Origin of the sequence: Microcoleus sp. PH2017_34_RAT_O_A (assembly GCF_020737885.1) — a bacterium.
Taxonomy (GTDB): domain Bacteria; phylum Cyanobacteriota; class Cyanobacteriia; order Cyanobacteriales; family Microcoleaceae; genus Microcoleus.
Genome location: NZ_JAEQDD010000051.1, coordinates 66,106 through 85,032 on the forward strand (window position 1 = coordinate 66,106; position 18,927 = coordinate 85,032).

At 47.1% G+C, this 18,927-nt stretch carries 18 protein-coding genes and 1 other RNA gene; 4 read left to right on the forward strand and 15 right to left on the reverse strand.

The features are described from left to right. The first annotated feature begins 106 nt into the window (after window positions 1-106). Entirely contained in the window at window positions 107-1,156 is a 1,050-nt protein-coding gene (locus JGK11_RS18160; protein WP_293207012.1) for a hypothetical protein, read from the forward strand. 760 nt (window positions 1,157-1,916) lie between these two features. Here the strand turns inward: JGK11_RS18160 and JGK11_RS18165 are convergent. The 10 genes from JGK11_RS18165 to JGK11_RS18210 form a co-directional block, all read right to left on the reverse strand. Beyond that, window positions 1,917-4,175, reverse strand: a complete 2,259-nt coding sequence (locus JGK11_RS18165; protein WP_293212412.1) for a diguanylate cyclase — start codon at window positions 4,173-4,175, stop codon at window positions 1,917-1,919. Then, window positions 4,172-4,780, reverse strand: coding sequence for a chemotaxis protein CheC (locus tag JGK11_RS18170; protein ID WP_293148579.1), 609 nt, complete (start codon window positions 4,778-4,780; stop codon window positions 4,172-4,174). The genes JGK11_RS18165 and JGK11_RS18170 overlap by 4 nt, the downstream gene beginning before the upstream one ends. Beyond that, on the reverse strand, window positions 4,777-5,154 hold the full coding sequence (locus tag JGK11_RS18175) for a response regulator (protein WP_293184695.1): 378 nt from the start codon (window positions 5,152-5,154) through the stop codon (window positions 4,777-4,779). The genes JGK11_RS18170 and JGK11_RS18175 overlap by 4 nt, the downstream gene beginning before the upstream one ends. A gap of 238 nt (window positions 5,155-5,392) precedes the next feature. Beyond that, the gene (locus tag JGK11_RS18180) at window positions 5,393-5,923 is read right to left on the reverse strand and encodes a tetratricopeptide repeat protein (RefSeq protein ID WP_293184697.1); all 531 of its coding nucleotides are present in this window, start codon (window positions 5,921-5,923) and stop codon (window positions 5,393-5,395) included. A 268-nt stretch (window positions 5,924-6,191) separates the two neighbouring features. Then, on the reverse strand, window positions 6,192-6,548 hold the full coding sequence (rplT, locus tag JGK11_RS18185) for a 50S ribosomal protein L20 (RefSeq protein ID WP_293148587.1): 357 nt from the start codon (window positions 6,546-6,548) through the stop codon (window positions 6,192-6,194). 20 nt (window positions 6,549-6,568) lie between these two features. Continuing rightward, window positions 6,569-6,766, reverse strand: coding sequence for a 50S ribosomal protein L35 (rpmI, locus tag JGK11_RS18190; protein ID WP_293126590.1), 198 nt, complete (start codon window positions 6,764-6,766; stop codon window positions 6,569-6,571). A gap of 35 nt (window positions 6,767-6,801) precedes the next feature. Continuing rightward, on the reverse strand, window positions 6,802-7,632 hold the full coding sequence (locus tag JGK11_RS18195) for a glutathione S-transferase family protein (protein ID WP_293212413.1): 831 nt from the start codon (window positions 7,630-7,632) through the stop codon (window positions 6,802-6,804). Between the two features lie 121 nt (window positions 7,633-7,753). After that, window positions 7,754-8,179 carry a thioesterase family protein gene (locus JGK11_RS18200; RefSeq protein WP_293184703.1) on the reverse strand — a complete coding sequence of 142 codons (426 nt, stop codon included), beginning with the start codon at window positions 8,177-8,179 and terminating at the stop codon, window positions 7,754-7,756. A 141-nt stretch (window positions 8,180-8,320) separates the two neighbouring features. Beyond that, window positions 8,321-8,908, reverse strand: a complete 588-nt coding sequence (locus JGK11_RS18205) for a TetR/AcrR family transcriptional regulator (RefSeq protein ID WP_293184706.1) — start codon at window positions 8,906-8,908, stop codon at window positions 8,321-8,323. 111 nt (window positions 8,909-9,019) lie between these two features. Next, window positions 9,020-9,622 carry a hypothetical protein gene (locus JGK11_RS18210; protein ID WP_293184708.1) on the reverse strand — a complete coding sequence of 201 codons (603 nt, stop codon included), beginning with the start codon at window positions 9,620-9,622 and terminating at the stop codon, window positions 9,020-9,022. 59 nt (window positions 9,623-9,681) lie between these two features. On the opposite strand from JGK11_RS18210, the gene JGK11_RS18215 reads away from it, so the two are divergent. Beyond that, window positions 9,682-10,284 carry a hypothetical protein gene (locus JGK11_RS18215; protein WP_293212414.1) on the forward strand — a complete coding sequence of 201 codons (603 nt, stop codon included), beginning with the start codon at window positions 9,682-9,684 and terminating at the stop codon, window positions 10,282-10,284. A gap of 72 nt (window positions 10,285-10,356) precedes the next feature. Here the strand turns inward: JGK11_RS18215 and JGK11_RS18220 are convergent, their stop codons facing one another. From JGK11_RS18220 to JGK11_RS18230, 3 genes are all read right to left on the reverse strand, one after another. Beyond that, the gene (locus JGK11_RS18220) at window positions 10,357-10,485 is read right to left on the reverse strand and encodes a hypothetical protein (RefSeq protein ID WP_293184713.1); all 129 of its coding nucleotides are present in this window, start codon (window positions 10,483-10,485) and stop codon (window positions 10,357-10,359) included. A gap of 29 nt (window positions 10,486-10,514) precedes the next feature. Next, window positions 10,515-10,702: non-coding RNA, 6S RNA (gene ssrS, locus JGK11_RS18225), on the reverse strand. Between the two features lie 327 nt (window positions 10,703-11,029). Further along, complete coding sequence (locus JGK11_RS18230; protein ID WP_293184715.1) at window positions 11,030-12,349, reverse strand: 5-(carboxyamino)imidazole ribonucleotide synthase; 1,320 nt, start codon at window positions 12,347-12,349, stop codon at window positions 11,030-11,032. A gap of 339 nt (window positions 12,350-12,688) precedes the next feature. Here JGK11_RS18230 and purD point away from each other — a divergent pair, with 339 nt between their 5' ends. Together purD and JGK11_RS18240 are read left to right on the forward strand one after the other, a co-directional pair. Next, the gene (purD, locus tag JGK11_RS18235; RefSeq protein ID WP_293212415.1) at window positions 12,689-14,056 is read left to right on the forward strand and encodes a phosphoribosylamine--glycine ligase; all 1,368 of its coding nucleotides are present in this window, start codon (window positions 12,689-12,691) and stop codon (window positions 14,054-14,056) included. A 262-nt stretch (window positions 14,057-14,318) separates the two neighbouring features. Continuing rightward, window positions 14,319-16,490 carry a HAMP domain-containing sensor histidine kinase gene (locus JGK11_RS18240; protein WP_293184720.1) on the forward strand — a complete coding sequence of 724 codons (2,172 nt, stop codon included), beginning with the start codon at window positions 14,319-14,321 and terminating at the stop codon, window positions 16,488-16,490. A gap of 397 nt (window positions 16,491-16,887) precedes the next feature. Here JGK11_RS18240 and JGK11_RS18245 read toward each other — a convergent pair whose 3' ends face one another. Together JGK11_RS18245 and JGK11_RS18250 are read right to left on the reverse strand one after the other, a co-directional pair. After that, window positions 16,888-17,787, reverse strand: a complete 900-nt coding sequence (locus tag JGK11_RS18245; protein WP_293184723.1) for a S1 RNA-binding domain-containing protein — start codon at window positions 17,785-17,787, stop codon at window positions 16,888-16,890. A gap of 149 nt (window positions 17,788-17,936) precedes the next feature. Further along, on the reverse strand, window positions 17,937-18,683 hold the full coding sequence (locus tag JGK11_RS18250) for a dienelactone hydrolase family protein (RefSeq protein WP_293190546.1): 747 nt from the start codon (window positions 18,681-18,683) through the stop codon (window positions 17,937-17,939). Window positions 18,684-18,927: the final 244 nt, after the last annotated feature.

Consider the following 18,927-nt stretch of genomic DNA (forward strand, 5'->3'; position numbering starts at 1 on the left):
CACAGTAGAAGTTAATGTGGTAAATAAATATTGTCCGCCGCCGAACGCCGATCGATTAATATTATTTGCCGGCTCTCCACCCCCCCCAAAAAAAAGAGCGCTACCCATGACACAACAGAACCTGCGGGAACTTCTGAAGCAGGGCGATCCAAAAGCGATCGCATCTAGCATCAACCGTACACTCAAACCCAAAGGCATCAACGCCGATGTGACGCGGGACAACGGCTGCCTCCACATAACTCTGGAGTCAGGCAAAGTACCGAGTCAAATGGCATTGGTGGATTTCATCCGCAGCGGGATGACGAATTTGGGAGTCGAATCAATTCACACTGTCAAAGTTTACGGGCGTCGCACAGGTGACGGCTCCCCTGCGTGGGAAGATGAAATAGATCTGATGCCAGCAGATCCAATGCTTTATGCCTCGGATACTGGAATGCCTGACGACTCTGTAGGTTTAGATGATGTCGAACCCGATGGCGAAGACTATTATCAAGAGGGACAATTCGATCCAGATGACGACGAGGAAGACGACGAGGAAGACGAAGACGAAGATGTAGCCCCCCCTCCGAAAAAACAATTCCCAAAATGGGCAATACCTGTGGGTATCTTAGTGCCTTTGGGGGCGATCGCAGCGCTTTACTTGACTGGAAATTTCCCCTTCGGTGGCGGCTCGAACCCTGAACCGAGCGCCCCCGAAGCAGCTTCGCCCTCCCCCAAAAAAGCCACATCTCCTGCGTCTAAAGCCACATCTCCATCTCCCAGCGCATCTGGCGAGGCCCCACAGGCAGCATCTCCTACTGCACCAAAAGCCGCTCCCACTAATGCTGCTACGCCCGCGAGCCCTGTTCCCAAACCTCCTGCGCCCAAGGCAGCATCTCCTGCGCCAAAAGCAGCATCTCCTGCACCAAAAGCCGCCGCGCCTAAGCCTGACTCTTGGAGGGAAGGCGTTAACAACGCTCAGAAGGCGGCAGTTTTGGCACAGACGGCTCAATCTCAAGCAGAGTGGATTGCGGTAGCAAGCGAATGGCAGAAAGCGGTTCAGCTTATGAGAGCCGTGCCGTCAACTAGCCCCAACCATTCAAAGGCTCAGCAAAAAGCGGCAGAGTACCAGGCAAATCTGATTGTTGCCAACCGCAGGGCGGCGGCAGCACCTTAAGAGTTTTGAGTTTTGAGTTTGATACTCGATGTGCTAAAAAGTCAAAAGTCAAAAGTCAAAAGTAAAAAATCTTGTTTTTACTGAAAGCTTTATTACTTTTGACTTTTTTGAATTTTACTCATATCAAGTCCGGTCGCACCGTCCTGGCTATAATGGCGGTGTGGTGAAGAGCGTGCGATCGTACAATTATGGTCAAGCGTCTGGTTGTTGAACCACATCTTTCAGTAGAAGAAGTTGAAGGCAACTACGGTTAGGAATCCGACCCGATCGATCTCACTTGGTACCATACTATCTGGCTGGAACGCTATAAGATTGGTAGCCAAAAAGGTACTATTTCATCGCTGTCAAGACTTAATTCCTGGTTTAACTTTCTTTAATTGGTGGCATTGTTCTATTGCTAATTGCGATCGAAGCCTACCATACAAGTTTGGTAGCAGCGGACTTGATATTAAACTTTAATCTATACTGGGAGCATTCTCGGTCAAACAAGTGATAAAGTCAGTAAAATTGTCAGAAAAAACTGATTGTATTTGAGACTTTTTCTTGCCAAAGCTGGTTCCAAAATGCTAGAATAAAAATGTCTCCGGTGTTGAAGTTATAGCGGTAAAAAAAAGAATGTAACTGTAGGCAAGCTCGAAAGCCTGATAGTGATAAGTCATTCTAAAATATTTAATTTAAAATATTTAATCTAAAATATTTAATGGTATTAGTGCCGGATTCGGGTCAGTGTCTATTCCGAATTCACAAATATTGGCAGAAGTCAAGCGCTTGTGGGTGAGGGGAAATTAGTATTGGGTAGGGAAAAGTCAACCGGGCGCACGGGAGGGGCTGTGCCGTTGGTTTTGGCTGTGGGAGGGTCTGGTTGGTAAACTTGGATGCGATCGCGCCCGAGATCTTTGGCTTGGTACAGCGCTGCGTCGGCTGCGTCAATCAATATCGAGGCTAGGGATTTAGATGCAGGAACCGTACTCGCTGCTGCGTCGGCTGCGTCAATCACCATAGAGGCTTCGGATTCAGAGATAGGAACCATAGTCGCTATCCCCAGACTGACAGTGACGTAGTTGCTCACCTGAGAACCAGCGTGAGGAATCTGTAAAGCTGCGATTTTGAGCTGTATGTGTTCGGCTACCAGCTCGGCCCCTTCACTCGCCGTATTCGGCAAAATAACGGCAAATTCTTCGCCTCCGTAGCGAGCTACTAAATCGGCAGGGCGATTAATTGCTTTGCCGATCGCCTGGGCGACTTGCCGCAAACACTCGTCTCCCTTTGGATGTCCGTAGGTATCGTTATAAGTTTTAAAAGAATCAATATCGCACAAAATTAGGGACAGAGGTGTTTGTTCCCGCGCTTGTCGGCGCCACTCCCTGTCTAAATACTGATCGAACCGACGGCGGTTTGCTAGCTGCGTGAGTTCGTCTAAAGTTGCTAAACGCTCTAACTTGAGGTTGGCTGCTTGCAACTGCTGGTAGAGTTCTGCTTGTTTGATCGCGATCGCCAACTGAGTGGCCAGAGAAGACAATAACTCGACTTCCAACTGCATCCACTGTCGGGGACTGCACTGGTGAGCCATCAGCAGTCCCCACAATTCCTCCCCTTGCACTAGCGGTACTACCAAATAAGCTCTGACTTCAAATTGTGCGAGCAAGTCAATTTGAGCGTGCGGCAAATCGGCGGCGGAGACATCCGCGATCGGTCGGATCGCCCGATGTTGGTAGGCTTCAAGATAGAACTCGTCAAAACAGAAATTTTCCAGGGTTTCTCCCAGCATCGGCCGACAGTTGAGTGCTACAGATTCCACTGTCACCGCCCCCGTCGGGGGTGTGGCGCAGTGACTGCCCGTGCATGGGTTAAAGCGGACGATCATCACTCGATCGGCCTGAAGGAACTGGCGCACTTCTGTCACTGTCGTGCTGAGCACTTCGCCCAAATCTAGAGACTGGCGGATGTGCTGAGTAATCGTCGCCATCAGCAGTTCCCGTTCGTTTTGTTGTCGCAGCGCCTCTTCTGCCTGCTTGTACTCGGTAATATCTTGAGCAGTGCCGAAAATTTGTTTGGGCTTCCCCTCTGCTGTGCGGGCGAACACTTGATCGCGGCAGCGAAAGTGGCGCCATTCGCCCGATCGGTGTTGGAGCCGATAGTCCAACTCCAAAATATGCCCGTCTGCGACTGAGGGAAATTTTTGCAGGTGGGCGGATAGCCTCGGCAAATCTTCTGGGTACACCAAACTGGAATACAAAGCTGTTTGCATCTGTAAAATTTCTTGGGGAGTGTAGCCTAGCAGCTTAGAAGCTTGACCGTTGACATAGACGTTGCGCTGTTCGGTCAAGTCGTAAATGTAGAGTAAGTAAGGCGCCACATCGGCAATCTGCTGGATGAAATGCTGGCTCTCGCGCAATTCTGCTTCCACCCGCTGGCGCACTTCCACTTCTTCCAAAGCTTGATCTCGCATCGTGCGGTAAGCTTGGATGCGGTGGGTGAGGTCGGTTACGTCTTGTATTACCAACAGGGCGTAAAACGATTGGCAGTTTGGTGGGATAAAGCCGTAAGGCGAAATTGAATCCCGAAAGTTTGACGGCAATGCGACACTAACAGAATCTCCTTGTCGCACCATACTATCTGGTTCCAACTCCACAGTCGATCGAATCAAGTTGGGAATATTCAGTTCTGCAACGCCCGGTGAAAGTGCAGGGACAGCCGTCACAGTAGTTTGCTGGATGCGCTGCTGGCCCTCTTGCCAAGTTGCCGGAATCAGGTGCTTGTGAATTTGAGAAGAAAAAATTGTTGGCGGGCCTCCTGCAAAGATTTGCTGGAAGCGATTTGCGTACTTGAGCTGGCTCAGGTGAGGAAAATGAGTTGTGATCTTGGTTCCCAACATTTGCTCGCGCCCAATTTTCGTCCAGTCTTCCAGACAGGCATTCCAAAACAGCACCACAAAATCATCTCGCAGCAGGCAGGCGCCGACTGGTACACTGTCGAGAACTCCAAACTTTTCCTCAATAGTTTTGCTCTCCTCGATCATAGACCCCCGGCAAGTTGATTGATCGCAGCCAACAAGGCGTCAAAGGAACTGACATTGAAAATGAGGATGATATCTCCTTCAATGTGAAGCCTTTCAATAATGAAACGGGTTTGGGCTAATAAAACCACTGTATCAGCAGCCAAACCGCCAGATGTGAGCAAAGTCGCGATCGTCCCTTCCGTGTAATTGGGAATTGAGTAGTTCAGGCGCTGCTGAAGTACGTTGCTGATTGCACCCATGACCCCGTTGATTACAATATTTCCTACTTCACTCAGCGTACCAATTTTGACCGAATCCAGGTCGTGAGTTCCAGCTTCTTCCCCAGTCAGCATGGTCACGAGCGTGGCCGCACTGTTGGTGGGAAAGACTAGCTGGGCAATGCCTCCAAAGGAACCAGTAAATTTGAGCTGGACGGCGGAAATTTGTTCGCCGTTGAGGTGCTGCTCTAATTCTGTTTGCACGTCGGCTGGAGACAGGATTTGGAGGTAGGGAATTTGCAAGCGAATGGGAGATTCGATCATGTCGTTCAAAATCCCTGCTGCTTGACCGATCCCGATGTTGACGAGTTCCTGCAAAGCATCGAGCTGTCGAGCGCTTAATTTCATGGGGCGCTCTCCTCGCTGGCACTGAGAGCTTTTTTGATCCACCCGATTAGTTCGTCTGAGTTGGGCATTTTGTGAATTACTGCCAGGGCTCCGAGTTCCATGCATTCGGATTTGGTGGTTGCTTGAATATCTGCGGTAATGACGATGACTGGAATGTTATATCCTCGATCGCGCATGGCTTGCAGGACTTCGCGACCTTCCATTTCTGGCATCAGCAAATCTAAGAGCATACAGTTTGGGGTCTTAGCGGCCAGAAGTTCCAGAGCTTCCGGGCCGCTCGATGCTTCCCAAGTCTCGTATCCTTCTGCTCGCAGGATTTTGCAGATCACCCTGCGAGTCAACCACGAATCTTCGACAACGAGAATTGATGTCACTACGTTCTCCTCCTTCAATTGTTTAGGACTGACCGATGTTGCAGGCACTGCTTCGATCTTGACAGTAGTTTAAACTGTTGGGATCGCCTGCGATCGCTCGCATTAGGTGAATTCCTGTTCTTAAAAACTAACGCATTAAGGTGTTCGATAGTCTAGTCTCTTTGATTATGGGAAGAAAAAACCCGGTTTCTGAATGAAACCAGGTTTGCGGGATCTGTATTGCTCGTAACACCGGCCCTCAATTATAGATTACCAAACGCTTCCTGAGGGACTCTACTCGCTTTTTAGCAGTGGCATTTTCTGGATCGCAGGTGAGAGCTTGTTCGTACATTTCCAAGGCTTGAGCTGTTAATTTCTTGCGCTCATAGGCGTGACCGAGATTGTTGAGAGATGTAACGTAGTCGGGCTGCAACTTCAGGGCTTCTTTGTACTGACGGATCGCGATGTCGTACTGTTCTTGGCCGAAGTGGGCAAAACCTAGGGCGTTGTAAAGAAATGCTAGATCTTCTTCGCCTGCTAATTCTTGGCTTTTCAGAGCTTTTTGAAATAGTACGATCGCCTGGGAGTAAAGTTTCTTATCTACATAGATACTGCCTAACTCGTAGTATTCCTGTGCTGTTCCTTTTTCTATGGTCAGCTTATTTTCTAAGCGTTCCAAGGACATTTCCAGCTTCCGAGTTTTGAAAATCTGGCGCACAACAAACCAGGAAGTGCTACCGAGTATAGCCAGCAAAACTGACAGGTAAACAATCAGCAAATTACTATCCATGTTTTTTTATGTTAGTTGGTTTGTGGAAGGTTTTATTTATTTTAATCCGCTAGCAATCTGTGAGATTTGCCTTGGCAACTATATAAAAACACGAAAATGGCGATCGACTAGCCCGATCGCGATTTCTGAAAAATCAAGAATCCAGAAGTAAGAACAAAGAAGGAAAATGAGTCTCAACCTCCTAGATTTATCAGGAGTTTTCCTTCTCTGGCAGATAGCTAAATCTTTCCTACTTCTGCTTTCTTCTGTCTGAAAACTATTCAAGCTTTCACGATCCGGCTCGATTTGCCATTTCCACGACTTTACCGAATGTTGCGGGGTCAATGATTGCCATTTGTGCCAGCATTTTGCGGTTGATTTCGATATTGGCTTTCTTCATGTTGCCGATCAGTCTGCTGTAGCTCGTGCCGTGTTGGCGCGATGCAGCATTGATCCGAGCAATCCACAGGCGGCGGAAATCGCGTTTGCGTTTTTTGCGATCGCGATAACCATTTCGCAGGGCTTGCATCACCCGTTGGTTAGCTGTGCGGAACTGTTTGGACTGTGCCCCGCGGAAACCCTTGGCTAATTTGAGAATTTTTTTGCGGCGCGCTCTGGCGACATTACCGCGTTTTACCCGTGTCATCTTTGAATTTCCGTTAAACTTTACAAGTATGGAAGCATTAACCGCACGTTACCATCATTGGTCTCATCGATGACGACCAGCTTAGAGAGACGGCTTTTGCGAGCTGAACTTTTGTGTGAAAGCAAGTGGCTTTTGTAAGCTTTGCGGCGCACAATTTTTCCGCTGCCGGTCGCTCTAAAGCGCTTTGCGGCTGCTTTGCGAGTTTTGAGTTTTGGCATGGAGTGGTGTTATTTGGACACAAGCTTCAACTGTATCACGTTTCTGCTACTTTCTGCAAGCTGGATTTGCGACGATCGGGATGGGATGACTGAACTCGGCGCTGCTCTCGATACAAGCGGAGGGCGTAAACTCCGGCGGCAGTTGACTGCAATTCTTTAATTACTGCTGCCATTTCGATCGGCAATTCTTCAATTTTCGCTACCGAAACCGGATGTTCCGACGGCAGCAAAACCGGAGCCGCCAGCGCTGCAAAAGTTATGTCGGCTGCGGATATTGTATCGCCTACTAAATAGGTTTTGCCACCTGCTAATCTTCGATCGACAATCTCAAAAATTTCTTTGATTCCTTGCAGCGAACTGGCGGCGGAATCTGCTGTTATGTTGTAGACTTGCCGCACTTTGGCGCTAATCAACGGAAAGGCTATTTCAAACCCTATTCGCTCAAGTACGGGGGTACTGTTGCACCAAGCTCTTCGCATTGTTTTGCGATCGCCCGATCGATAAAAATATCCCCAATTGCGAGTATATTCTCCCAGTCTAGCATCAAATAACTCTTCAAGTGCTTCGACTTCTTGGCGCATTTCTACATTTGTCGGATACAAATACTGACCTGATGAACTGATTGTATCGAGGTAATGCAAAATATCTGTTGAATCTGTAAAATTGCCAGATTTGGTAACTAAAACAGGAACGCTGCTACCTCCGTTTTTGCTGGTGGCCGATCGGTGAAAAGGTGGTACGTGTCTTTCTTCAATGTAGGGAATTTTTAGCAAGTCAAGGGCCCACCGCACTTTTTCGCAGTAGTGACTGATGGGGATGGTGATGAGGCGGATAACTTCGGTATTGGCAATTGTTGAATGATTCATAAAGTAATTGAGATTTGTAAATATTTGCAGTTTGGTATTGGTATTATTTCGGACGATCGGCGTAAAATTTAAGGACTAAACTCCTGACTACAAAAAGTATTTTGTGTGAAAATTTATCGATTTACTGTTGAGCCAAATATGCTTGAGAAAACTCAGATGGAATCGGCACTGGTTTGCGAGTTGATAGTTCAATAAAACAACCAGATTGTTGGGCGATAGCAGCGACTTTCCCAGCTACAATTATTTCAGCATCCATCATCCACTTCAGCGATTTCATTTTACTCATCCAAATTTTCCCAGTTGGTTTATCGAAAATATTAATCGGCTGCTTGTATTCAATTGCTGTTTTCACCAGCATTGGAGCCACACCGTTTTCCAGCATTTTCTGTACTGGAAAATAAGCATCAGCAAGTGCGATTCGCAAGTCTTCCAACCAGCGGATATAAACAATATTGCTAACGATTCCCGCAAAGTCGATATCGTAAGTTTGTACGGGAAAGCTTAATTCTATTTCCAAAGGTCTTTTCTGTTCGCTGGATGCTTGCATTTTGGGTACTCTCAGTCTATTTTTAATAATTGAAAAACTGCCTCGATTGGGGAGGAAAATTGGAGGCAGAGCCTAGTAACGAGGAGAAATTGCTCTCTTGAGACCGAAAGGTCTGTTTGATAACAAAAAAATTATTCGGTTCTAAAGTTGACTGTCGAGATATCCGTGCAAATGCTCAATTGCTCTTTTGACATGAATTGCATCCCCATAAAGTTTACTCATCATCACGGCTCCTTCCAGGGTTGAAATCACAATAGTTGCGACTACATCGGCTTCGACATTTTCTCGAACTTCGCCTTTAGCAATTCCTTTGTTAATAATTTTGCAAATCAAAGCGCGCCAACCATCCATTGCTATTTGTACCCGCTGACGCAAAGCTGGATGAGCATCATCGCTTTCAACTGCTGTATTTAACAGGGGACAGCCGCCTGGAATTGGAGGATTTTCGGCAAACGTGCTAAATAAAGATATAACAGCTTTTAGCCGATCGACCGCATGACGTTTTCCTTTCAAAGCCCCGAGATATTGTCGGCGCATACATTCAGCCGCAAAGTCAAAAGCTTGCAGGGCTAACTCATCTTTGCTCTTGAAATGGTTGTAAATTCCTCCTTTTTGCAAGCCTGTAACGCGCATGATGTCAGACATAGAAGAACCTGAGTAGCCGTACTGATTGAACAGTGCTGCGGCTTCCCTGAGAATTTTTTCTCTGGTTTCTTGAGCTTTTGACATTTTGAGCGGTGCTGACAGACCTATCGGTCTTTTTTAGAGAATAGCAGAGCGAGCTGTGAATGGCAAGGGGCGATCGCAATTAATTTAAAATTCAACTTAAAGCCGATCGCCCTAACCATCGCGAACCATCCAAACCAACATCCCCAGCAACGGTTCCACAGGCGGCACAGGATAGTCATTGAGGTCAATTGTCAGAGTTTTTGCCTCCAACTTCAAAAATCTCCAAGCAGTGCCACTACTGACACTTCCGTAGATTGTGCCGATCGCAATATTGTTGATTTCATTAAACTTTTGAGCCGCCACCATCTCGGCCGCGCACTGTCCCAATCCCATTTTTAAATCGGCTTTTTTCGCTTCAACAATCACAATTGCTGGTGCTTCGATTAATATTTGTTCGGGAGAACGACTAATTAAAAAATCGCAGATACCACTCAATCCCAACTCCGGCTCTACAGTAAAATCTTCTCCCGAAAATAGACTCACTTGCCGCTGTAAAATCTTGCGGACTTCGACTAAAATAGGACTAATAATCAGTTCTGATCGCGCTTTTTCAGAACCCGTCGCTGTAGCAAGCGGCAATCCTTCAATGAGGGATTCAGTTAAATATACACTAGGCTCGATGGGTTCGGTTGGTGGCAAAAATCTGCCTGCTTCTACGGTAGTTAAGCCGAAATCGCGTTTAGCTTTTCTGAGTGTGAATTCACTGTAGGGCATTGAAAGCACCATTTTTATTGATGTTAATATAGCATCTGATTAAATTTGAAATCAAAATCATGGCATACAGCGATTTTACACTGCGAAAGGTTAAGCAAAGCTTCGGATTGACATCTGTTGAAGGCGGGCGTTTTTTGCCGGAAGTTGAGCCGATCGCACCCAGTGCTATTTTAGCAGGTTTGTTGGCAGATACAGTGCCTTGGGCGATCGCAGTAGGAACGGAAAAAGCTAAATCAGAACTAATTATCGCCCCCGCACTTTTGGAAGTCAAACGGTTGCTGAACCGCCAAATCAGCGTATTTTCTGGCACTGATTTCACCGTGGATACCGCAGCGGGATTAAACGGAGTTTGCGATTTTTTAATCAGTCGCTCTCCTGAGCAATTTGAGATAGAAGCACCTGCTGTTATGCTAGTAGAAGCGAAGCGAGATAACATTAACAGCGGTTTAGGACAGTGCATTGCTGAAATGGTGGCGGCTCAAAGATTTAATGAAATTAACAATAACCCAATTCCGATTATTTACGGTTCAGTAACTACCGGCACTGCTTGGAGATTTATGAAACTCGAAGGGCAAGTTGTGACTATTGATGTCAGTGATTATCCGTTTCCTCCTGTCGAGACAATTTTGTCGATGCTTGTCTGGATGGTACGGGAAGGTTGAAAAGTAGTTATTTGTTGTTAGTTATTTGTTATTAGTTATTTGTTATTGGTTATTTGTTATTTGCGATCGAAACTAATAATCATAGGACTTATGCAATTCCCAATTCCCAATTCCCAATTCCCAATTCCCAATTCCCAATTCCCAATTCCCAATTCCCAATTCCCAATTCCCAATTCCCAATAAAAAAAATAGGCCAGCCATATTAGCGCCTATCTCAATCAATATTTTAAGGGTTCACCGCAACGCCGTCTTACCTCAGCTTTTGACCTGGTATTTTACCAGGTGGGCACCGTTGGCTCGGACTTAAAGTTTCTGGGTACAAGCCCAGTTTACTGCTGTCCAAACATCTTGATTCCCGAGAGTTAAGAGTTATAGATCAAAAAAACATTATTGGCAGTCACCAACGTCGCAGTAGAACCTTTATGTGAACAAACCTGACTGTCAACTGAGTACAGTTAGACCGCAGGCTTCTTTTTCCTTTTTTTCAAAGGCTTTTTATAGTGAGGTAGTTCCACCCCCACTTGTTAATATAGTATCAGAGTATTTCCAGATCATCAAGGGGTATAAAAGAATAATTGTCGGTTTCGGTATCTACACCCGACGAGCCTTTCATCCCAAGGAGTAATTCCCAACGGGGTACTTCGCGCAGCAATTGAGATTAATCCCCTCTAAATATACCCTTAGACTTCCCGGCTGGTAGTTAACATACAGCAACTAACTCGATTTTGGCAACTCTTCGAGCAATTTAACTTCCATACCAGATAGATTCAATGGTTTGAGCGATCGCACTAGCCGACTTTCCTTCATTCTCCCCCAAGTCCCCGTCGAAGAGGACAGTAACGTGACCCAGTTTCCTGCCAGGGCGGGATACTTTCTTACCATACCAATGTACAAAAGCGCCGCTAATTTGTGCCAGTTGTTTTCGTTTCTCTAAATAATCTGACTCCGCAGACTCGTAGCCCAGCAAATTTACCATCACAGCACCTGCACATTTTAGATCGCAATTACCTAAAGGCAGTTGACAAACTGCGCGCAAATGCTGTTCAAATTGTGAAGTTTTGCAAGCATCGATTGTAAAGTGTCCCGAGTTGTGGGTGCGGGGAGCAATTTCATTGACTAACAGCTTATTGTCGGCGGTTAAAAATAATTCAATGCCGAATACGCCGACGGCTTCTAAGCTATTGAGGAGAGTACGGGCGATCGCACAAGCTTCGGTTTGCACCTCTAAACTAATATCGGCGGGGGCAATCACTACACGACAAACCTGATTTTGCTGTTGAGTTTCCACGATCGGGTAAATCGCTATTTCACCAGTTGCCGATCGAGCTGCGATCGCAGCCAACTCGCGATCGAACGGCACAAACTCTTCTACCAGCAAAGACTGACCTTTAAGTGTAGCGCTAATTGACTCAAAACTCTCGCGATCCTTAACAATAAAAGTACCTTGGCCGTCGTAACCGTGGCGGCGAACTTTGACGACAAAGGGAAAATCTCTAGGCCCAGATTCCGAGTTTTGTTCTATCTGTGTGCTGTCGGAAACAGAAATTGCTAAATTGTCGATCGCAACTTCCCCGCACATAGGTTCATGCCCCACAGCCCCTGCTCCAATCTGCCTTCCCTGGGGTTCCTGCAACAAATCTAAATCCAAATCCGCCATACTATCTGGCGCCCAAAACCTGGGAGTTGGCAAACCCAACCTTTGTAAATAACAGCGCTGCACGTACTTATCCAACAAAGGAGAAAGCGACGACAAACTCGGCTGAAATAACACACCTTGCTGTTCTAGCGTTCGCAAACCATCCAAATCCACAAACTCATTTTCAAAAGTAATAACATCGCAGCCATCCGCCAAATAAGCCGTAGCCAAAACATCATCAACAGCCCCCAAAACAGCACCCACAGCAGCAGAAACTGCCGGGTCATCACCATTAGGAGTTTGGACTACCAATTCAATACCCAGCGCGCTAGCAGCTTCTCCCATCATCCAAGCTAGCTGACCGCCGCCGACAACGCCCACCCGCTTCAATTTGGCAGGCGAACTCGCAGCGGTTTGATTAGATTTCATGTGAGTAAAATTCCTGGTATCAACTTGTTTATTTTATCGCTATTTGTAGCCGAATGTATGAGAAATATTGAATATTTAAAAGCAATTTTTTTGGGCTAATTGCACGATTTAATCGAGGCAGAACCTAGAAAAAATCGACGGCGAAAGTCTTGAATTATTGCACGATCCCAGGATGCCGGCAAATAGCGATCGCTCCCCACTCCTCCAGAAAAGTGCCACATCTAGCAATTCACGATTCGCCAAGCATGGCATAATTGACAGCACTGCAAAAAGCAGATAGACAGGTGCAAACACTGAAAATGCGACATTCAGGGAACAAAATTTATAGGTGAGGATACTGTGAAAGTTTTGGTTGTGGGGAACGGAGGTCGCGAACACGCGATCGCAAAAAAACTGCTAGAATCTACGCGGATTAAACAAGTATTCTGCGTTCCGGGCAACGGCGGCACAGCTACCACAAAAGGCTGTCAAAATCTGTCGCTCAACATCGACGACTTCCAAGGCATAGAACGCTTTGTGATGGTGAACAACATCGGACTCGTCATCGTCGGCCCGGAATTGCCCCTATCGCTAGGCATCGTTGACTACTTCCAACAGCGAAAACTGATGATTTTCGGCCCCAACAAAGCCGGCGCCCAAATTGAATCCAGCAAATCCTGGGCCAAAGAATTGATGCTGGAAGCACAAATCCCAACACCCAAAGCTGCCGTATTTACAGGCGCAGAAGCAGCCAAAGCATATGTTGTGGAACAAGGAGTACCCATAGTCATCAAAGCAGACGGACTCGCCTCAGGCAAAGGAGTCACCGTTGCTACCACCGTCAAAATGGCTCACAGCGCCATCAACACCATTTTTAGAGGCGAATTCGGCACCGACAACCTCCGAGTCGTCGTCGAAGAATATGTAACCGGTCAAGAAGTCTCTATTCTCGCCCTCACCGACGGTATCACAGTAGAACCGCTGCTGGCAGCTCAAGACCACAAAGCCATTGGCGAAGGCGACAAGGGAGCCAATACCGGCGGTATGGGAGCCTACGCCCCAGCGCCAATTGTCTCGCCCAAACTAATGGACAGGATTCAAGCAGAAATTCTTGAACCTACCCTCGCTGCGCTACAAAAGCGCAACATCGATTACCGGGGCGTCCTCTACGCAGGTTTAATGATTACACCGAAAAGAGAACTTCAAGTCTTAGAATTCAACTGTCGTTTTGGAGATCCCGAAACTCAAGCGGTTTTGTCCCTCTTGGAAACTCCCCTGGAAGATTTGGTGTTTGCTTGTTGTCAGCAGCGTCTGGGTGAATATTCCAACATTCGCTGGAAGTCTGGGGCTTCTGTTTGCGTGGTTTTAGCTTCTGGGGGCTATCCCGGAAATTATCAAAAAGGCAAAGTTATTACAGGTATCGAGGAAGCTGAAGCCAAAGGTGCAGAAGTGTTTCACGCCGGCACTCAGTTGAAGCAGCAGCAGTTAGTGACCGAGGGCGGCCGCGTTTTGGGCGTCACGGCGGTTGCAGAAACTTTGGAACAAGCTATCTCTAAAGCTTATGCAGCAGTTGATTGCATCCAATTTGAAGGGGTTTACTGCCGCCGGGATATCGGCCTTCGAGCGCTGGCCCCTCAAAATGTCGAGCCCAGTGTCGAGCCAAGTGTTGAGCCAAGTGTTGAGCCAAGTGTCGAGCCCAGTGTCGAGCCCAGTGTCGATCGAAATTAGGAATTGCGGCCTGCTGTGGCCGCTGCTATCCGAAAGCTCGACACGCTGGGGATACTAGAACTCCCCCAAGCAGAAGATAGAATTAAAACCCCGGAGGATAGAGGTTTTGGCCGCCCAAAAGCAGAGCAATTTCAAGGTAGAAGTGCCACAATAAAGTTTGGCACATCTGCGGTGGCAGTAGCGGACAAGTCGCGACAGAAAAATCGATCGACCACAAACTCAATTAATCTTCCTTTTAATATTCAACTGGTGAACTGCTCAAATGCTGGCCATACTAAACAAAATCGGAGAAATTATTGCCCGCTGGTGGTCGGATTTTACCCTCCAGACTCGCCTGATGGCCGGTGCTACCCTCGTAGTTTCGTTAATTATGAGCGGCCTGACTTTTTGGGCCGTGAATACTATCCAACTAGACGCCAGACTTAACGATACTCGCTACGGCCGCGACCTCGGTCTGCTCTTGGCGGCAAATGTGGCGCCGTTGATTGCAAAAAACGATCGCTCCGAAGTAGCCCGTTTTTCCCGCCAATTTTATAGCAGCACCTCCAGCGTCCGCTATATGCTGTATGGCGACGAAGCAGGAGATATTTTTCTGGGGATACCTTTCTCGGAATCTGAGGTGCAAACTTCCCTGACACTGCGCCGCCAAATTAAACTCCCGGATAATTTTATCGCCGACATTGAGGCGAGAAATTTAACTTCTTTGCCTTTGGTGCGGCAGCACTTGACGCCAGACGGAGAAGTTACTGACGTATTTGTGCCGCTAATTCACGAGGACAAGTATTTAGGCGTTTTGGCGATCGGCATTAACCCCAATCCCGCAGCAGTTATCTCTTCAAATCTAACCAGGGATGTTACTTTAGCAGTATTTGTCACGATTTGGGTGATGGTGATTTTGGGCGCTGTATTTAATGCGCTGACAATTACTCACCCGATCAAACAATTAGTATTTGGGGTCAAAAATATCGCGGGCGGGAATTTTAAGCAGCGAGTTGACCTGCCTTTGGGGGGAGAATTGGGCGAGTTGATCGGCAGTTTTAACGAGATGGCCGAGAAATTAGAGAGTTATGAAGAACAAAATATTGAAGAGTTGACAGCGGAAAAAGCGAAACTAGAAACTTTGGTTTCAACTATTGCTGATGGGGCGCTGTTGCTGGATGCAAATTTGCAGGTGATTTTAGTCAACCCGACGGGGAGGCGGATTTTTGGATGGGAAGGTAAAAATGCGATCGGCATTAACGTCGTCAATATTTTACCTGCGGAAGTGCAGCGCGAGTTAGCAAGACCCCTGCACGAAATCGCTGCGGGCGATCGCGAAGGCGGCGAATTTCGGATTACTCTGAGCGAACCAGTCAACCGCACAATTCGGATTCTGCTAACCACCGTAATTCTCCACAAAGCCCCTGGCACCGAACCGCTGTGCAAAAGCTGCGTGCGCGACGAGGAAAATACCTGTACCGAGTCAAAACGCCCGAACGCGATCGAGTGTACATTCTACGAGCAAACCTCGAAGCATCAAGGTTCCGGACAGTACCGAGACAGTCTCAAAGGCATTGCCATGACAGTGCAGGACATCACTCGCGAAGTCGAACTAAATGAGGCTAAAAGCAATTTTATCAGCAATGTTTCTCACGAATTGAGAACCCCTTTATTTAATATCAAATCTTTTATCGAAACTCTCCACGAGTACGGAGAAGACCTTCTAGAAAGCGAACGCCGGGAATTTCTGGAAATTGCCAATCGAGAAACCGATCGCCTCACTCGTTTAGTCAACGACGTGTTAGACTTATCGCGCCTAGAATCCTGCCGAATTTATCAATTGGACGCGGTTGACCTCCCCCAAGCTGTCGAACAAACTCTGCGAACTTATCAGTTAAATGCCAGGGATAAAGGCATCGAATTAGAGCAAGAAGTTGACCCCTGTTTGCCGCCAGCTTTAGGTCATTACGATTTGCTGTTGCAAGTATTTGCAAATTTAGTAGGAAATGCCTTAAAATTTACCGAGTCCGGTGGTAAGGTGGCAATTCGAGCCTATTTCCTAGAGTCGGATGCTCATCCACGCGAAGACGGCGCATCCGGAACCCACAAATTTCCACCAAATACCAGCCATTTTCCGGTGGTGCGGATCGAAATTTCTGATACCGGGATTGGCATAGATCCCGAAGATCAGCAGGCAATTTTCGATCGCTTTTTCCGGGTAGAAAACCGAGTCCACACTCTAGAAGGCACGGGATTAGGTCTTTCGATTGTCAGAAACATTATTGACAAGCACCACACTAAAATTAATTTAGTTAGCGAAGTTAATGTGGGCACGACTTTCTGGTTTGACTTACCAGTTTATCAGGCGAAACAAGCGCTAGATATGGAAAATGCTTGGACGGTGCAAGCACAGGCTGAGACTGAAACAAGTTCGACTGCGGCTAAAACTGTTTAATGGAAGTTGTCGTTGAGCACTCTTAATAGGTACGTAGTTGCGCTTGAGCACTCTTAATAGGTACGTAGTTGCGCTTGAGCGCTCCGAAAGGTACGTAGTTGCGCTTGAGCGCTCCGAAAGGTACGTAGTTGCGCTTGAGCGCTCTTGATTATAATATATAAAGAGCGCTAAAGCGCAACTACATACCTTGTCCGATCGCACATTGCTCTTGATAAATATATATAATCAAGAGCGCTGAAGCGCAACTACATACCTTGCTCTCGATCAACATATATATATAAAGAGCGCTGAAGCGCAACTACATACCTTCGCCCAAGTTTTCATAATTTTCGCCTCCCTCGTTTACTCGTTTTCAGGGTTAGCGTGAAAACGAGTAAACGAGTACAATTGTCAAAACCTAAGAAAGAGTTTTTCTAGCACGTTCCGATCGCTCTTCTGCGGTATCCATGACATCCGCCATTTTATCCACCATTTCCCCTGGATAATTTTCGAGTACCCGAGTAGAAAGCGAAATTCGACCGCGACTTTGATCGAGGTCAACTACCACGGCTTTCAGGGGTTGGCCGGGGGTGAAAACTTGTCCGAGGTTCTCAATATATTTTTGGCTGACTTGCTTGATGTGCAGCAAACCGCTAACTCCTTCCAAATCCACAAACACGCCAAAAGGCTTGATGCTGCTGACTGTTCCTTCCACTAATTGACCGATTTGCAACTGATTTAAGGCAGAAGATTGAGTGGCCATCCGCTGGGAAAGTACGAGTTTTTCTCGTTCGCGATCGACTTCCAAGAAATTCACGGTCAAAGATTGACCAATCAGCGATTCTATGTTATCGCGTTGGGCTAAGTGCGATCGGGGAATAAAACCGCGCATTCCCTCAACATCCACCGTCACGCCGCCCTTATTCGCCCCAGAAACCCGCACCTGAAGCACTTTACCAGTTTCCTGCAAAGCAACTAAATCTTCCCAAGCTTGCTGAATTTGTAACTGTTTCAGAGACAGAGTAACTTGGCCGTCTGCATCTTGTTCGCGGATAATTAAAAATTCCCGTTCCTCGTCTAGCGGAACGACTTCCGACAAATCCGTTACCGTTCTCAAAGCAGCCTCTTCGATCGGCAAAAAAGCCGAAGACTTGCCGCCGATATCAACATACGCGCCATTTGAGTCATACTCGAACACTTTGCCGCGCACTACTTGTCCCTTCTGGAACTCATAATTGTGCTGTTCGAGGGCTTTAGCAAAATCATCCATTGAAAAAGATGCTTTTGCGCTTTGAGAACCTGTAGATTTGGAATTCATGTCAGTTTAGTTGTCAGTTATCAGTAAATTAGTTGTCAGTTGACAGTTGTCAGTTGTCAGTTGACAGTTGTCAGTTGTTGAAGCAAGAAGCAAGATGTTCCCCCACTCTCCCACTCTCCCCCTCTCCCCTCTCTCTCATCTTCCACTCTCTAAGCTGGTTGAAGTTCGTGTTGAAATAGCTGCTTCACTTGCACCCACGATTCGGCTGCTGCGGTAGCGTTGAAACTGCCGCGATGGTCGCAGAAGAAGCCATGATCGGCATTGTAGCTGAAAATTCGGTAAGGAATTCTGTGTTTTTGCAATTCTGCTGCAATTTGGTCAACTTGTTCTTTGGGAATGCTGGCGTCTTGAGTGCCGTAAAAGGCGTAGAGAGTACCTTTAATGTCCGCTGTGCGATCGATCGTGGGAGATCCGCCCCCGGGGGTGAGAGTGGCGATACCAGCGCCGTAGAACGACGCTGTAGCCTTGATTTCGGGCAAAGTCGCCGCGAGGTAGGCGACGTGTCCGCCAAAGCAGAAACCGATACAGCCAAAACCTTGCTGTTTGACGGATGGTAAGGTTTTGAGGTAATCGATGGCGGCTTGGATGTCGCTCAGCAGTTGGGATGCGGTAGTTTGTTCTTTGTATTGTCTGCCGATTTTGATATCTTCGGGCGTGTAGCCGGTTTCAAAGCCGGGGGCTTGGCGCTGGTAGATGGCTGGGGCGATCGCCACATATCCTTCCTTTGCTATTCTTTCTGTAACTTCGCGGATGTGTGCGTTGACGCCAAAGATTTCTTGAATCACGATCACAGCGGGAAATTGCCCTGCGGCGGCGGGTTGGGCTAGGTAAGCCGCGATTTGCAAATCTCTATTGGGAATTGTGACGTTAGCTGTGCGAATTTCTGGGTTAGGCATAGGGAGTTTTAGTCCAATTTTATTTGATTTGTGAATGAGATTTTTTTTAACCGCAGAGGGCGCAGAGAACGCAGAGGAAGAAAAGAGAAGTTTTTGAGAGAAATTGTTGGCATTGTACCAAATTCCGGACTCAATAAACTCGACTAAGGATGTTTTTTTGATCGAGCTTTTGTTCTCCAAGTTTGCGGAGTTCGCGGTTCGTTCCAAAAATCTATTTTACAACATCACATTTCCCGGAAATTGC

Excerpts from the sequence above, each read along its gene's own strand:
- JGK11_RS18195 (WP_293212413.1), bottom strand. The coding sequence starts at position 7,632 with ATGAATCATTCAACAATTGCCAATACCGAAGTTATCCGCCTCATCACC.
- JGK11_RS18220 (WP_293184713.1), bottom strand. The coding sequence starts at position 10,485 with ATGGCTGGCCTATTTTTTTTATTGGGAATTGGGAATTGGGAATTGGGA.
- JGK11_RS18160 (WP_293207012.1), top strand. The coding sequence starts at position 107 with ATGACACAACAGAACCTGCGGGAACTTCTGAAGCAGGGCGATCCAAAA.
- JGK11_RS18215 (WP_293212414.1), top strand. The coding sequence starts at position 9,682 with ATGGCATACAGCGATTTTACACTGCGAAAGGTTAAGCAAAGCTTCGGA.
- rplT (WP_293148587.1), bottom strand. The coding sequence starts at position 6,548 with ATGACACGGGTAAAACGCGGTAATGTCGCCAGAGCGCGCCGCAAAAAA.
- JGK11_RS18245 (WP_293184723.1), bottom strand. The coding sequence starts at position 17,787 with ATGAATTCCAAATCTACAGGTTCTCAAAGCGCAAAAGCATCTTTTTCA.
- JGK11_RS18210 (WP_293184708.1), bottom strand. The coding sequence starts at position 9,622 with ATGCCCTACAGTGAATTCACACTCAGAAAAGCTAAACGCGATTTCGGC.
- JGK11_RS18240 (WP_293184720.1), top strand. The coding sequence starts at position 14,319 with ATGCTGGCCATACTAAACAAAATCGGAGAAATTATTGCCCGCTGGTGG.
- JGK11_RS18205 (WP_293184706.1), bottom strand. The coding sequence starts at position 8,908 with ATGTCAAAAGCTCAAGAAACCAGAGAAAAAATTCTCAGGGAAGCCGCA.
- JGK11_RS18250 (WP_293190546.1), bottom strand. The coding sequence starts at position 18,683 with ATGCCTAACCCAGAAATTCGCACAGCTAACGTCACAATTCCCAATAGA.
- rpmI (WP_293126590.1), bottom strand. The coding sequence starts at position 6,766 with ATGCCAAAACTCAAAACTCGCAAAGCAGCCGCAAAGCGCTTTAGAGCG.
- JGK11_RS18165 (WP_293212412.1), bottom strand. The coding sequence starts at position 4,175 with ATGATCGAGGAGAGCAAAACTATTGAGGAAAAGTTTGGAGTTCTCGAC.
- JGK11_RS18170 (WP_293148579.1), bottom strand. The coding sequence starts at position 4,780 with ATGAAATTAAGCGCTCGACAGCTCGATGCTTTGCAGGAACTCGTCAAC.
- JGK11_RS18180 (WP_293184697.1), bottom strand. The coding sequence starts at position 5,923 with ATGGATAGTAATTTGCTGATTGTTTACCTGTCAGTTTTGCTGGCTATA.
- JGK11_RS18200 (WP_293184703.1), bottom strand. The coding sequence starts at position 8,179 with ATGCAAGCATCCAGCGAACAGAAAAGACCTTTGGAAATAGAATTAAGC.
- JGK11_RS18230 (WP_293184715.1), bottom strand. The coding sequence starts at position 12,349 with ATGAAATCTAATCAAACCGCTGCGAGTTCGCCTGCCAAATTGAAGCGG.